Origin of the sequence: Pseudomonas sediminis (assembly GCF_002741105.1) — a bacterium.
Lineage (GTDB): Bacteria > Pseudomonadota > Gammaproteobacteria > Pseudomonadales > Pseudomonadaceae > Aquipseudomonas > Aquipseudomonas sediminis.
In genome coordinates this window covers 182334-195719 of record NZ_NIQU01000008.1, presented here as the reverse complement: position 1 = coordinate 195719, position 13386 = coordinate 182334, and the positions used below count along the sequence as shown (strand labels likewise).

Sequence of the window (13386 nt, the reverse complement as noted above, 5' to 3'; positions counted from 1 at the left end):
CACCTGAAACACCTGGGCGACGCGTTGGATAAGGTCGTCCCGCGCGATGGCTCGCTCAATATCAGTTAGTGACGGCGTGCTGCGGGGATGCCAGCGCAGTGCTGCCGATGCCACGCGCCTGGGCAAGGATAGGCTGCCAGTCGGTTTGCCACTGCGTCAGCGCAGCACCATCGCCGCGGAATACCAGGTCGAGAAAAGCCAGGCTCAGGTCGGCCGTGGCTGCCTTGGTCTTGGCATTGAGCGAGGGGCCGCCAGTGAACGAGCGATCAGTGAAGATGCTGTGAGAACCATCGCGAAATACCGCCAGCAGCTTGGTCGGGTTGGCTACCGCGTCGTAGATCGCCAGGCGATCATCCGCTCCTGAGCGATAGCCTGGAATCTGGATCACGTCATCGGTTGCGGTCACATGCAGGGTCGGTACCGAGACCTGGCCGAGCACCGCTGTCAGGTTGTTTTCGCCATAGAACGGCGGGGCCGAAATGATCACTGCGGCGGCGAAGCGAGGGTCGCGGTAATTGATGATCTGGCCTTCCCTGACCACCTGCGCGCCTACTGAGAGCAAGGCGGTATTGGCACCGTAGGAGTGCCCAGCCACGACGATGCGCTGTTGATCGACCGCGGCACCCATTTGCCCTGTTGCAGTTGAAAGCATCTGGTCCAGAGCGAAGTGCACGTCGCTGGCACGGGCCATCGCCTCGCTTTCCTGAGCGGCACCATGCAGGCGCTCCACCACGCCGAACGGGTTGCCTCGCCACAGCGTGGAATCACTGCCGACGTGCTGTACGTGCAGGCTGGCGACGCCATGGCTCGACCAGTGCTTGCCAAGGTAGCTATAGCCTTTGCGCGAGCCGCCGATGCCATGGGAGAACACCACCAGCGGTACGCTGGCACCTGGCTGTACGTTTGCCGGCCAGTAAAGGCGCACTGGAACGGCGCGCGAGCGGGACTGATCGACCCAGTCGAAATCGGTGATCTCGTAGGCCGGCTCATCTTCTTCGGTTGCGCTGGCCGTGGCCGTATTCGAAACGGCCAGCATGGCCAGCAAGGCAGTGGCTACCACTTTCCAGCCTTTACGCTGAGACTGGGCGGCGAGTTCAGTGGCTGTGGAGGCGACAGGGCCGTCGTTGCTGACGGGGTAGTTCAGAGTCGAGTTCATCGTGATACGGATTCCTGGCTGCGGCGGGCGAATGATCGAAATGGCGGCTATGGAAAGAGCTGATAGGGCTTGTTGGCCCGCAAGGGAGCGGCGGGATAGCTCAGGCCGACCAGGCGCTCGGATTCGTTCCATAAACGTCTGGCCATGCCCAGATCCGTCGCTTGCAGAGGCGTTCTGGCGAGTGTGGGATAACCGCGGGTTTCGCTCATTCTGTTCGGGCCGTAATAGGCGCCGCCCTGAGCGTGCGCTGCGGTCGCGGCGAACAGCGTCGGCAGCGCACCCTGAGCCGCTGGTTGGAACATGAACCAGAGCAGGCGGCGCGCACTGCCGGCCGCGCTCCACTTGCCAGCACCATTGGGTAGAAGTTCGGTGCGGGAAATCCCTGGGTGCGCGGCGATGCTGCGGATGCCCCAACCCGCTGCATTGCTACGGCGCTGCAGCTCCAGGGCGAACATCAGGCAGGCCAGCTTGGATTGGCTGTAAGCGACCATCGGCTTGTAGTTACGGGTGGACTGCAGGTCGTTCAGGTCAATCGCGCCTTGCCTGGCGGCAATGCTCGAGAGGCTGATGACGCGCGGCTCATCGCCCTTGCGCAGCAGCGGCAGTAGTCGTGAGGTCAGGGCGAAATGGCCGAGGTGGTTGGTGCCGAACTGCAGTTCGAAACCATCGGCCGTCTCCTGGCGCTGTGGCGGCGTCATCACCCCAGCGTTGTTGATCAGCAGGTCGATGTGGCCGTCGGACTCGCCAAGGCGTTTGGCGAAAGCCTCGATGGAGTCGAGGCTGGCCAGGTCCAGCTGTTCGAAGCAGACGTCAGCGCCTGGAGTGGCTTGGCGTATCTGTTCGGCGGCTGCCGCTCCGCGCGATGGATTGCGGCCGGCGAGTATCACTCGCGCTCCCGCCTCTGCCAGGGCTTTTGCGTCTTCGAAGCCGAGCCCGCCGGTGCCGGTGATAACGGCGGTGCGACCCTGTAGTGAAGGAATGTCGGAAACTGTCCAGTTGGCCATGATCGTTGCCTTGCCTCAGAATGGAGCGCTAATCTGAACGCATGAATAATTGCACTGAGTGCAAACATTAGTGCACTGAGTGCAGTTATCGCAATAGGCTATTGGAATGTCCGAATCTCTCCCTCCCGAGGGCAATACACCTGCCGAAGGCCTGCGAGAGCGCAAGCGCCGGGCCACTCGGCAGCGTATCGCCGAAGTCGGGCTGCAGTTGTTTCTCACAAATGGTTACGAAAGCACCACGCTCGATGCGATTGCTGCCGAGGCGGGTATCTCGCGGCGTACCTTCTTTTCCTATTTCAAGTCGAAGGATGACGTCATCCTGTCCTGGCAGGAGGCCGGCTGGGCTGGCATCCACAGCGAGCTGCTGCAGGTGTCGCCGGATATCGCGCCGTTGGACGCCGTGCGCGATGTATTGGTGAGTCATATTTCCCGCTACACCACCGAGCAGATGGCAGCCATCGACCGCTTGATGCGCTCCAGCGAGTCGCTGCTGGCGCGCAAGCAGGCGTATTACGCCGAGCAGGAAAAACAGCTGTTTGCCACGCTCTGCGAGGTCTGGCGTCAACCCGAGCGGCGCATGATGCTGCGTGTGGTGGCCATGGCGTCACTGGGAGCCATGCGCCTGGCGATCCAGACCTGGCAGGAGCAGTCGGGCCAGCCCAAACCCGTGGCCAGTTACCTCAAGGAAGCGTTCGAGACGCTCAAGTCCGAGCTCTGATCGCATTGGCAATGCGCACGCCGGGCCGAATAAAAGAGGTTCTTGTGGGGAGATACGCTTGATACCGGACTGGCAAGTTTGTGTGCGTATCGCTTACTGACTTGGCAATATCCGTTACCGAGTCCACTGAGCGTTTTGATTGCGCCCCTTACGGGCGCCACACCTTTCTTGCTTGCCCAAGAAAGGTGTGCCAAAGAAGGGCACCCCAACATTCGGGTTTCGCTACGCGAAACTTCCCTCGCTCCGGCGCTGCTCCGGGGGCCGGCTTAAAGGGCCATCCCTGGCCCTTTAAGCCTCTCGCCGCATCCATGCGGCTCGCTCCCCTACGCAACACCTCTGTTCGGCCTCCTGAAGGGGACCGGACCGCGAGCTTGCGAAATCTCCGGAAGATCAAAGTCGGTAGCGTTTGGCATTTGCTCTTGAAGTGCGATCTCACAGACGACGCCCAAGTCCCCTTCAGGAGGCCGAGTGGAATCGCCGAGTAAGGGGTTGAGCGACATGGATGTCGCGAGAGCTGCGATGGGCCAGGGATGGCCCTTCGCAGCGTGCCCCTGGAGCGGTGATGGAACGAGGGAACCCCGGCGCAGCCGGGGCCGTATGTAGGGGTGTGTTTCTTTGCTTACTTTCTTTGCACAAGCAAAGAAAGTGAGTCGCCCGTAAGGGGCGAAACCCATCAGATCAGACGACACGCTAACGGATAGTGCCAAGTCATCGACAGCTAACACGTAGTTGCCAGTCCGGTGTCAACCCGCACTTTCCCCAATCTGTGCGTAGAAACTAAAAAAACGCCCCCGCAAAGACTGCGGGGGCGGCGCGTTGGATAAGGTCGTCCTTGAAGCGGGTTACGCGCGGTCAACCTTGTGGGGCGTTGTTCCCCGTATTGCTCCAGCCACCACCCAAGGCCTTGTACAGCTCCACTTCACTGCTGAGCTGGGCCAGACGGTCGGCGATCAGTTGCTGGCGCACGCTGAACAGCTGACGCTGGGCGTCGAGCAGGGTCAGGTAGCTGTCCACGCCGGTGCGGTAGCGCCGTTCGGCCAGGTCGTAGTAAGTCTCGGTGGTTTCCAGCAGGGCGCGCTGGGCGTCCAGTTGCTGGCGGTAGGTGGTGCGCGCAGCCAGGCGGTCAGCGACTTCCTGGAAGGCCACCTGGATGGCTTTCTCGTACTGCGCGACCTGGATGTCGCTCTGCAGCTCGGCGTAGTCGAGGTTGGCGCGCAGACGGCCGGCGTTGAAGATCGGCAGGCTGATCTGCGGCTGGAACAGCCAGGTCCCCGAGCCGCTGTCGAACAGACCGGACAGCTGGCTGCTGGCGGTGCCGGCATTGGCGGTCAGGCTGATGCTGGGGAAGAACGCTGCTCGCGCTGCGCCGATATTGGCGTTGGCGGCCTTGAGCTGGTACTCGGCCTGCAGCAGGTCAGGGCGACGCTGCAGCAGGTCGGCGGGCAGACCGGCTGGTACCTGCTCCAGCAGTTCGGCGTTCAATGCCAGACCTTGCGGCAGGTCGGCCGGCAGGCCGGTGCCGAGCAGTTGAGTCAGGGCGTTGCGATCCTGGGCGACCAGGCGCTGGTACTGCGCCAGGCTGACGCGGGCACTGTCCACCGAGCTGCGTGCCTGGCTCAGGGCCAGGGCATCGGCGACACCGACGTCGAAACTGCGCTGAGTCAGCTGGTAGCTTTCCTCGAAGGTCTTCAGGGTGTCCTGAGTCAGTTGCAGCAGCGCCTGATCCGCCTGCCATTGCAGGTAGGCGTTGGCGACGCTGGCGACCAGGCTGATCTGCGTGCTGCGCGCGGCCTGTTCTGTGGCCAGGTATTGCTGCAGGGCCTGCTCGCTGAGGCTGCGGATACGGCCGAAGAAATCCAGCTCCCAGGCGTTGACGCCCAGGGTAGCGCTGTACTGGCCGCTGGTGCGGGCTTCACCGGTCTGGCTCAGGTCGGCCGGCAGGCGCTGGCGAGTGCCGGCACCATCGGCGGAGACCGAAGGCAGCAGGTCGGCGCGCTGGATGCGGTACAGCGCGCGATAGGCTTCGACGTTCAGCGCAGCGACACGCAGGTCGCGGTTGTTCTCCAGTGCCACCTGCACCAGTTGCTGCAGCGCCGGGTCGCGGAAGAACTCGCGCCATTGCAGGTCAGCCGCTGCACGGCTGCCTTCGCTGGCGGCGCTGCCATAGGCTTCGCCTTGCGGCCAGTCTGCGGCCACCGGAGCGTCAGGGCGTTCATAGTCGGGAATCAGGCTGCAGCCGCTGAGCAGAGCGGCGGCTACGGCCAGGGACAACAGGGACTGCCTCATTGCAGTACCTCCTTCTCTTTTTCACTGGCCGGCTCGGGGCGCTTCTTCTCGAAAATCGAGCAGACCACTACGTAGAACAGCGGAATCCAGAAGATCGCCAGGATCATCGCGCTGAGCATGCCGCCGATCACCCCGGTGCCGATGGCGTGCTTGCTGCCCGCGCCGGCACCACTGGCGATGGCCAGCGGCAGACAGCCGAGGATGAACGCCAGCGAGGTCATGATGATCGGGCGCAGACGCATGCGGCAAGCTTCGATGGCGGCTTCAGCGAAGGTCATGCCCTGCTCGTACTGCGCTTTGGCGAACTCGACGATAAGGATCGCGTTACGCGCCGACAGACCGATGGTGGTGAGCAAGCCGACCTTGAAGAAAACGTCGTTGGACAGCCCGCGCAGTTCGGTGAACAGCAAGGCACCGATGATCCCCAGCGGCACCACCAGCATCACCGAGAACGGGATCGACCAGCTCTCGTAGAGTGCTGCCAGGCACAGGAACACTACGATGGCGGAGATCACGAACAGTGCAGTGGTCTGCGAGCCTGCCAGGCGCTCCTCGTAGGACAGACCGGTCCAGGAGTAGCCGACGCCCTGTGGCAACTGCGAGGCGATTTCCTCGACCGCGGCCATGGCATCACCGGTGCTGTAGCCGGGCGCCGGTGCACCGAGGATTTCCACCGCCGACACGCCGTTGTAGCGCGCCAGCTTCGGCGCACCGTAGGTCCACTCGCCGCTGGCGAAGGCACTGAACGGCACCATGCGGCCCTGGTCGTTGCGCACGTACCACTTGTTCAGGTCTTCCGGGCTCATGCGTGCGTCGGACACGCCTTGCAGGTAGACCTTCTTCACTCGACCACGGTCGATGAAGTCGTTGACGTAACTGGCGCCCCAGGCAATCGACAGGGTGCTGTTGATGTCCGCCAGCGACAGACCGAGGGCACGGGCGCGCTCGTCATCGATCAGCAACTGATACTGCGCTTCGTCGCGCAGGCCGTTGGCCCGTACGCTGTCGAGCACTGGGTGCTCGTTGGCCAGTTTGAGGAACTTGTCACGCGCCTCATTCATCACCTGGTGGCCGACGCCCGCCTGGTCCTGCAGGAAGAAGTTGAAGCCGGTGGCGTTGCCCATCTCCATTACCGCCGGCGGGGCGAAGGCGAACACCATCGCATCGCGGAAGCTGAAGAAGTGCATCTGCGCACGTTGCGCCAACGCGGCTACGCCATTCTCCTCGCCCGGACGTTCGCCCCACGGCTTGAGCATGATGAAGGCCATACCGGAGCTCTGGCCGCGGCCGGCGAAGTTGAAGCCGGTGACGGTGAACACCGATTGGACTGTGCTCGCTTGGTCTTCCAGCAGGTACTGGCGCATTTCGTCGACCACCACCTGGGTACGCTCGGCACTGGAGCCGGACGGCGTCTGCACCTGGGCGAACAATACGCCCTGATCTTCCTCAGGCAGGAACGCGGTGGGGATGCGGGTGAACATCCAGGCCATGATGATGACGATGACCAGATACAGAATCAGGTACGGCGCCTTGCGCTTGATCATGCCCGCAACGCCGCGCTGATAGGCATTGCTGCCGCGCTCGAAGGTGCGGTTGAACCAGCCGAAGAAGCCGCGTTTGGCCTCGTGGTGGTCACTGTCGATAGGCTTGAGCAGGGTAGCGCACAGCGCCGGAGTGAAGACCAGTGCCACTAGCACCGACAAGGCCATGGCCGAGACGATGGTGATGGAGAACTGCCGGTAGATCACCCCGGTGGAACCGCCGAAGAAGGCCATTGGCAGGAACACCGCCGAGAGCACCAGGCCGATGCCCACCAGCGCGCCCTGGATCTGGCCCATGGATTTCTTGGTCGCCTCCTTGGGCGACAGGCCATCCTCGCGCATCACCCGCTCGACGTTCTCCACCACGACGATGGCGTCGTCCACCAGCAGGCCGATGGCCAGGACCATGGCGAACATGGTCAGGGTGTTGATGGAGAAACCGAACGCGGCAAGTATGCCGAAGGTGCCGAGCAGTACCACCGGCACCGCCATGGTCGGGATGATGGTGGCGCGCAGGTTCTGCAGGAACAGGAACATCACCAGGAACACCAGCACGATGGCCTCGAACAGGGTGTGCACCACCCCTTCGATGGAGGCCGAGATTACCGGTGTGGTGTCGTAGGGGAAGACCACTTCCATGCCGGCCGGGAAGAACGGCTCGAGATTGGCGATGGTTTCACGCACCGCCTTGGCGGTGTCCAGGGCGTTGGCCCCAGTGGCCAGACGAATCGCCAGACCGGAGGCCGGCAGGCCGTTGAACTGCGCGTTGATGGCGTAGTTCTCGCCGCCCAGCTCGACCTTGGCGATATCACCCAGACGCACCTGGGAGCCATCGGGCTGAACCTTGAGCAGAATCTTGCGGAACTCTTCCGGGGTCTGCAGGCGCGTCTTGCCAATGATGGTGGCGTTGAGCTGATTGCCCGGCGCCGCCGGCAGGCCGCCGAACTGGCCGGAGGAGATCTGCACGTTCTGCGCCTGGATGGCGCTGCGCACGTCAACCGGGGTCAGCTGGAAGCTGTTGAGCTTGGCCGGGTCGAGCCAGATGCGCATGGCGTACTGCGCGCCGAACACCTGGAAGTCGCCGACGCCCTTGGTCCGCGAGATCGGGTCCTGCAGGTTGGAGACGATGTAGTCGGACAGGTCCTCACGGGTCATGCTGCCGTCTTTCGACACCACGCCGATGACCATCAGGAAGTTACGCACCGACTTGGTCACACGGATGCCCTGTTGCTGGACTTCCTGTGGCAGCAGCGGGGTGGCCAGTTGCAGCTTGTTCTGCACCTGAACCTGGGCAATATCCGGGTTCACCCCCTGTTCGAAGGTAACGATGATCTCCATGCTGCCGTCGGAGTTGCTCGACGAACTGACGTAGCGCAGGCCGTCGATACCGTTGAGCTGCTGCTCGATCACCTGCACCACGGTGTCCTGCACCGTCTGCGCCGAGGCGCCCGGGTAGGAAACCTGAATGGCAACGGCAGGCGGCGCGATGCTCGGGTACTGGTTGATCGGCAGCTTGAGGATGGACAGGCCACCCGCCAGCATGATCACCAGGGCGATCACCCAGGCGAAGATCGGCCGGTCGATAAAGAATCTGGACATTCAGTACTTCTCCGTTAGTCCTGGCCGCTGGCTTGTTCGGCGTCTTGGGCAGGCTGTTCGGTCTTGACGTTGCTGGCCGGCACGGCCTTGACCTCGGCGCCAGGCTGTACGAACTGCAGACCCTCGGTGATCAGGCGGTCGCCTTCGTTCAGGCCTTCCTCTACCAGCCAGGCACTGCCGGCGGTGCGATCAGCCTTGAGCACGCGCAGTTCAACCTTGTTGTCTGCACCCACCACCATCGCCGTGGGTTCGCCGCGCTGGTTGCGGGTCACACCTTGCTGAGGGGCGAGAATGGCGTTCTGCTTGACCCCGGAGAGCAGCTCGGCATGCACGAACATGCCCGGCAGCAGCAGGTGATCGGGGTTGGGGAACACCGCGCGCAGGGTCACCGAGCCGGTGCTTTCGTCCACTGCCACCTCGGAGAACTCCAGCGTGCCTTCATGGGCGTAGCGGCTGCCGTCTTCCAGTTTCAGCGCGACCTTGGCGGCGCTGTCGCTGGCCTTCTGCAGACGGCCCTCGGCCAGGTCACGGCGCAGGCGCAGCAGTTCCTTGCTCGATTGGGTGACGTCGACGTAGATCGGGTCGAGCTGCTGGATGGTGGCCATGGCGTTGGCTTGACCGTTGCTGACCAGTGCACCTTCGGTCACCGCGGAGCGGCCGATGCGACCGCTGATCGGCGCCATCACCTTGGTGTAGCGCAGGTCGATGCGCGCCTGCTCCAGTGCGGCATCGGCCTGCAGACCGGCAGCGCGGGCTTCGTCATAGGCCTGCTGGCTGACGGCCTTGTCGGCAACCAGCAGCTTGTAGCGATCAGCCAGGGACTTGGCGGAAAGCTGCGTGGCTTGCGCGCTCTTGAACGTTGCTTCGTAGGTGGCCGGGTCGATCTGGTAAAGCTGCTGGCCTGCCTTGACCTCACTGCCTTCGGTGAACAGGCGCTTCTGAATGATGCCGTTGACCTGAGGGCGTACCTCGGCGATGCGATAGGCGCTGGTACGACCTGGCACTTCACTGGTCAGGGTGAAGGGTTTGGCCTCGAGCGTAATCACTCCGACTTGCGGCGTTTGCTGGGTCTGGGGGGCGCTGGATTCCTGGCAGCCGGTGAGACTGAGCATTGCCACGGCGATGGCGGAAACCAAGACAGCGAAGGCTGGCTTCGAGTGCATCTGAGAACCTCGTTTTATCGAATCATGGCCCAAGGGGCGAAGGGTACGAAGGCAGGGGAAAAAATCGATGGAGGAATATACTTACGTACGTGAATGTTTGTAAATGCCTAAAGCTGCCTGCATACTCTCGCCCGTCCTTCCTTACCGAAGGATTACTGCAAGGCAAAAGTAGGTGACAAATGGCCAGAAGAACCAAAGAGGAAGCGCAGGCGACACGGGTGCAGATACTCGATGCCGCTGAGCGGGTGTTCCATGCCCAGGGCGTTTCCCGTGCGTCGCTGGCCGAAGTAGCGAAAGAGGCCGGCGTCAGTCGCGGCGCCATCTATTGGCATTTCGAGAACAAGATCGACCTGTTTCAGGCGATGCTCGAACGCCTGCGCCTGCCGCTCGAGGAGCTGGCGCGTGCCAGCGAGAGTGAAGACGAGCCCGACCCGCTGGGCTGCATGCGTGAATTGCTCATCACGGCGCTGACACGGCTGGCCTGTGAGCCACAGACTCACCGCACCCACGACATCCTGCGCTACAAGTGCGAATACACCGGTGAGCTGCTTGGACTGCGTGAACGCATGCAGGCGCTGAGCCTGGAGTGCGATCAGCGCATCGCCAAGGCGCTGAGCAATGCGGTCAACAAGAACCAACTGCCGAGCGACCTGGACTGCGCACGCGCTGCCGTCTGCCTGCATGCCTATATGGAAGGTATCGAGTCCAACTGGTTGCTGGTGTCCAACTTCGACCTGGCGCAGCAAGCGCCTGCGCTGGTCGATACCGTGCTGGACATGCTGCACAGCCCGGCGTTACGCCTGATGACGGGCGGCCTGGCGAGGTAGGGTGTGCCGTGCGCACCGAGGGCTAGCCCGTTTTTTTCGGTGCGCACAGCACACCCTACGTCATTGCAATCAGGGCTGAGGCTCAGCTCGCCTGACGCTGCACGGGCCAGTCGGGCAGGTTATGCGGCGCGCGCAGCCGCGCTTCCAGCCTGGCAACGAACTGGTGCGCCTCTTCTTCGCTGCGAAAACTCACGCAATGCTGATCCAGGCGCACCTGCCACAGGCATTCGCCACCCTGATTCTGCGGTTGGACGACAATCTTCATGCTGACCACCTCCTTGAGCTGTGACGAGTCGTCGGCGCTACTTGGGGATAGTCAGGATAGTCCGCTCACATGACCTTGTTCTGACGTGGGTCAAAGGGCCGACCAGCGCTAAGAACGCTTTGTGATAAGCAGCGTGATGGCGGACGCGGGATGCAAGAGCTGGTGGGCTGAAGCCCACCCTACGCCCACCCTGCGCCTACCTTACGGTTGTGCCGTGGTTTGTCGGGTGGGCCGGGCGGCGATCCGCTTCAGCCCACACCATCGCGTCTCAGAACCCTTCGAGTACGATCTTGCCCTTGGCCTTGCCACTTTCCAGCAGCGCATGAGCGCGACGTAGGTTGGCGGCATTGATGGTGCCGAAATGCTCACCGAGGGTGGTCTTCAGTACACCGCTGTCGACCAGATCGGATACCCGCTCCAGCAAGCGATGCTGTTCGATCATGTCTTCGGTCTGGTACAGCGAACGGGTGAACATCAGCTCCCAGTGCAGCGACAGGCTCTTGCGCTTGAGCTGCATCACATCCAGCGGTTGCAGCGGGTCGTCGATCAGCGCCAGGCGTCCCTGCGGCTCAAGGGATTCGACCAGTTGCGCGTAGTGCTGGTCGGTCTGGGTCAGGCTGGCGACATGGGTGACCTGGCCGATGCCAATGCGAGCCAGCTCCTCGCTCAGCGGCTTGCTGTGATCGATTACATGATGTGCGCCCAGATCACGGACCCAGGCTTGGGTTTCCGGGCGCGAGGCCGTGCCGATCACGGTCAGGCCAGTCAGGCGGCGCGCCAACTGGGTGAGGATAGAACCGACGCCCCCAGCAGCGCCGACGATCAGCAGGCTCTGGCCCTGGTCTACCGAGCCCTCGGCGACTTGCAGGCGCTCGAATAGCAGTTCCCAGGCAGTGATGGCGGTCAGCGGCAGGGCTGCAGCTTCAGCGAAAGACAGGCTGTTTGGCATATGGCCAACGATGCGTTCGTCGACCAGGTGCAGTTCGCTGTTGGCGCCAGCGCGGTCAATGGCGCCGGCATAGAACACGCGGTCGCCGGGCTGGAACAGGCTGACTTCGCTGCCCACGGCTTTGACGACGCCGGTTGCATCCCAACCGAGCACCTTGGCGGCACCATTGTCCGGCGCAACGCCAAGGCGGATCTTGGTGTCGACCGGGTTGACCGAGATGGCTCGAACCTCGACCAGCAGATCGTGCGGTCCGGGAGTCGGTGCATCCAGCTTTACGTCCTGCAGGGCTTCGGGATGGTCGACGGGGAGGGATTGGTAATAGGCGACGGCTTTCATGGTGTAGCTCCGATTCGTTTGGTGCAGATGATGGTGCTCATGTTCATCGGTTCTTCTGGTTGAAAAAAGCGGCTAGGGATAGAGTCTCTTTCATCATTATTTTGAAAGTGAACAACCATGCTGCGTTTCGACGACCTGCAACTTTTCGTGCGTACTGCCGAGACTGGCAGTCTTTCTGCCGCCGCGCGAATGCTGGATGTGTCGCCAGCCGTGGCCAGCGCCGCCCTCAAGCGTCTGGAGCAGCAACTGCAAGTGCGCCTGCTCGCGCGCTCGACGCGCAGCCTGCGTCTGACGCCCGAGGGCGAGTTGTATCTGGTGCATGCCCGGCTGGCGCTGCAGAGCCTGGAGGAAGGGCGCCAGCAACTGGTCGGCAGCCAGGAGGGGATTTGCGGTGTACTGCAGTTGTCGGCGCCGTCGGATCTGGGGCGCAATACATTGTTGCCCTGGCTCGACGAGTTCCAGAGCGAGCACCCGCAGTTGCAGCTGCGTCTGCTGCTGGCAGACCGGGTGACCGATCTGTTTCGTGAACCTGTAGACATCGCCCTGCGCTACGGCGCCCCGGAGGACTCCAGCCTGGTGGCGCTGCCGGTGGCACCGGACAATCGCCGGGTGCTCTGTGTCTCGCCGTCCTATCTCGCCCGGCACGGCTCACCGCAGAGCGTGGAGGACCTACAGCAACACAATTGTCTGCTTTATATGCTGCATGGCCGTGCGCATGATCGTTGGCGCTTTCAGGATGGCAAGCGTGAGGTAATGGTGAACGTTGCGGGTGACCGGATTTGCGACGATGCCGATGTCACTCGGCGCTGGGCCGTGGCCGGGCAGGGCGTGGTGTACAAGTCCTGGCTGGATGTCGCCGAAGATGTGCACGAAGGGCGCCTGCAGGTGTTGCTGCCGAACTGGTTGGGCGAGCCGACGCCTTTGTATCTGGTTTGTGCGCACCGTGCCCAGCTGAGCAAGGCGGTGCACCTGCTGCGCGAATTCGTGCAACTGCGCTGCCAGCGTTTGTTGGACGCTGCGCCGTGGCGTTAGCACTTACCGCGATAAAGACAGGAGCCTCTGCTAGACTCCTGCATCAAACTACTGCGGCAACGCACCGCAGTGTCGCGCTGCCATCCTCTGTTTAGAGTCGCGCCCCATGAAACTGGCCCGCAAAGACCGCTCACTGACCGCCTGGGTGCTGTACTTCAGCATCCTGTTCAGTGCGTTCGTCTGCGCGATCAGTCACGGCCAGATGGCCGGCATGCAACTCAGCGGTCTGGACGGCCAGTACTGCTCGTTCGACGGTAACTTCGGCGCGGGCGCCGACCTCAACGGCTCCGGCATCGTCGCACCGAACCCGGCCACTGGCGCCAACTGCGCCTTGGCCAGCCTGTTCAGCGCCATCATCCTGGCGGCGTTCTTCGGGCTGCTGGGTTTGCTGGCTCCCAGTCGTGCCCCCACCCCTGTCTTGCAGTTCGTCCCGCGAACTGTCCGTTATTTATGGCCCTCGGCCAACCCCCGCGCTTCCCCTGTATCTGTCTGACCTCACTCACGCGGCAC

The 13386-nt window shown here is 62.8% G+C and carries 11 protein-coding genes; 4 read left to right on the top strand and 7 right to left on the bottom strand.

Annotated elements, in window-relative coordinates; genetic code table 11:
• Positions 1-61 precede the first annotated feature (61 nt).
• Together CDO35_RS18965 and CDO35_RS18960 are read right to left on the bottom strand one after the other, a co-directional pair.
• Positions 62-1156, bottom strand: a complete 1095-nt coding sequence (locus CDO35_RS18965; RefSeq protein WP_208019973.1) for an alpha/beta hydrolase family protein — start codon at positions 1154-1156, stop codon at positions 62-64.
• Positions 1157-1203: 47 nt separating this feature from the next.
• Complete coding sequence (locus CDO35_RS18960) at positions 1204-2160, bottom strand: SDR family oxidoreductase (protein ID WP_099526205.1); 957 nt, start codon at positions 2158-2160, stop codon at positions 1204-1206.
• A gap of 106 nt (positions 2161-2266) precedes the next feature.
• Here CDO35_RS18960 and CDO35_RS18955 point away from each other — a divergent pair, with 106 nt between their 5' ends.
• Complete coding sequence (locus tag CDO35_RS18955) at positions 2267-2878, top strand: TetR/AcrR family transcriptional regulator (protein WP_099526204.1); 612 nt, start codon at positions 2267-2269, stop codon at positions 2876-2878.
• An 852-nt stretch (positions 2879-3730) separates the two neighbouring features.
• Here CDO35_RS18955 and adeC read toward each other — a convergent pair.
• From adeC to CDO35_RS18940, 3 genes are read right to left on the bottom strand one after another with little or no spacing between them, the layout of a single operon-like run.
• On the bottom strand, positions 3731-5164 hold the full coding sequence (gene adeC, locus CDO35_RS18950) for an AdeC/AdeK/OprM family multidrug efflux complex outer membrane factor (RefSeq protein WP_099526203.1): 1434 nt from the start codon (positions 5162-5164) through the stop codon (positions 3731-3733).
• A complete protein-coding gene (locus CDO35_RS18945; RefSeq protein ID WP_099526202.1) occupies positions 5161-8304 on the bottom strand; it encodes an efflux RND transporter permease subunit in 3144 nt (1047 codons plus the stop codon). Before CDO35_RS18945 ends, adeC begins: the two co-directional genes overlap by 4 nt.
• 14 nt (positions 8305-8318) lie before the next feature.
• Entirely contained in the window at positions 8319-9467 is a 1149-nt protein-coding gene (locus CDO35_RS18940) for an efflux RND transporter periplasmic adaptor subunit (protein ID WP_099526201.1), read from the bottom strand.
• 179 nt (positions 9468-9646) lie between these two features.
• Here CDO35_RS18940 and CDO35_RS18935 point away from each other — a divergent pair, with 179 nt between their 5' ends.
• The gene (locus CDO35_RS18935; RefSeq protein ID WP_099526200.1) at positions 9647-10294 is read left to right on the top strand and encodes a TetR family transcriptional regulator; all 648 of its coding nucleotides are present in this window, start codon (positions 9647-9649) and stop codon (positions 10292-10294) included.
• Positions 10295-10376: 82 nt separating this feature from the next.
• Here CDO35_RS18935 and CDO35_RS18930 read toward each other — a convergent pair whose 3' ends face one another.
• Positions 10377-10559 carry a hypothetical protein gene (locus CDO35_RS18930; RefSeq protein ID WP_099526199.1) on the bottom strand — a complete coding sequence of 61 codons (183 nt, stop codon included), beginning with the start codon at positions 10557-10559 and terminating at the stop codon, positions 10377-10379.
• Between the two features lie 268 nt (positions 10560-10827).
• Entirely contained in the window at positions 10828-11844 is a 1017-nt protein-coding gene (locus CDO35_RS18925) for a zinc-binding alcohol dehydrogenase family protein (RefSeq protein ID WP_099526198.1), read from the bottom strand.
• A 117-nt stretch (positions 11845-11961) separates the two neighbouring features.
• On the opposite strand from CDO35_RS18925, the gene CDO35_RS18920 reads away from it, so the two are divergent.
• Positions 11962-12876 (top strand): LysR family transcriptional regulator, encoded by a 915-nt coding sequence (locus CDO35_RS18920; RefSeq protein WP_099526197.1) that lies wholly within the window; start codon positions 11962-11964, stop codon positions 12874-12876.
• 106 nt (positions 12877-12982) lie between these two features.
• Positions 12983-13369, top strand: coding sequence for a DUF2946 domain-containing protein (locus CDO35_RS18915; RefSeq protein ID WP_099526196.1), 387 nt, complete (start codon positions 12983-12985; stop codon positions 13367-13369).
• The last annotated feature ends 17 nt before the right edge of the window (positions 13370-13386 follow it).

Coding starts and splice junctions, on each gene's coding strand:
- CDO35_RS18965 (WP_208019973.1), bottom strand. CDS start 1,156: ATGAACTCGACTCTGAACTACCCCGTCAGCAACGACGGCCCTGTCGCC.
- CDO35_RS18960 (WP_099526205.1), bottom strand. CDS start 2,160: ATGGCCAACTGGACAGTTTCCGACATTCCTTCACTACAGGGTCGCACC.
- CDO35_RS18955 (WP_099526204.1), top strand. CDS start 2,267: ATGTCCGAATCTCTCCCTCCCGAGGGCAATACACCTGCCGAAGGCCTG.
- adeC (WP_099526203.1), bottom strand. CDS start 5,164: ATGAGGCAGTCCCTGTTGTCCCTGGCCGTAGCCGCCGCTCTGCTCAGC.
- CDO35_RS18945 (WP_099526202.1), bottom strand. CDS start 8,304: ATGTCCAGATTCTTTATCGACCGGCCGATCTTCGCCTGGGTGATCGCC.
- CDO35_RS18940 (WP_099526201.1), bottom strand. CDS start 9,467: ATGCACTCGAAGCCAGCCTTCGCTGTCTTGGTTTCCGCCATCGCCGTG.
- CDO35_RS18935 (WP_099526200.1), top strand. CDS start 9,647: ATGGCCAGAAGAACCAAAGAGGAAGCGCAGGCGACACGGGTGCAGATA.
- CDO35_RS18930 (WP_099526199.1), bottom strand. CDS start 10,559: ATGAAGATTGTCGTCCAACCGCAGAATCAGGGTGGCGAATGCCTGTGG.
- CDO35_RS18925 (WP_099526198.1), bottom strand. CDS start 11,844: ATGAAAGCCGTCGCCTATTACCAATCCCTCCCCGTCGACCATCCCGAA.
- CDO35_RS18920 (WP_099526197.1), top strand. CDS start 11,962: ATGCTGCGTTTCGACGACCTGCAACTTTTCGTGCGTACTGCCGAGACT.
- CDO35_RS18915 (WP_099526196.1), top strand. CDS start 12,983: ATGAAACTGGCCCGCAAAGACCGCTCACTGACCGCCTGGGTGCTGTAC.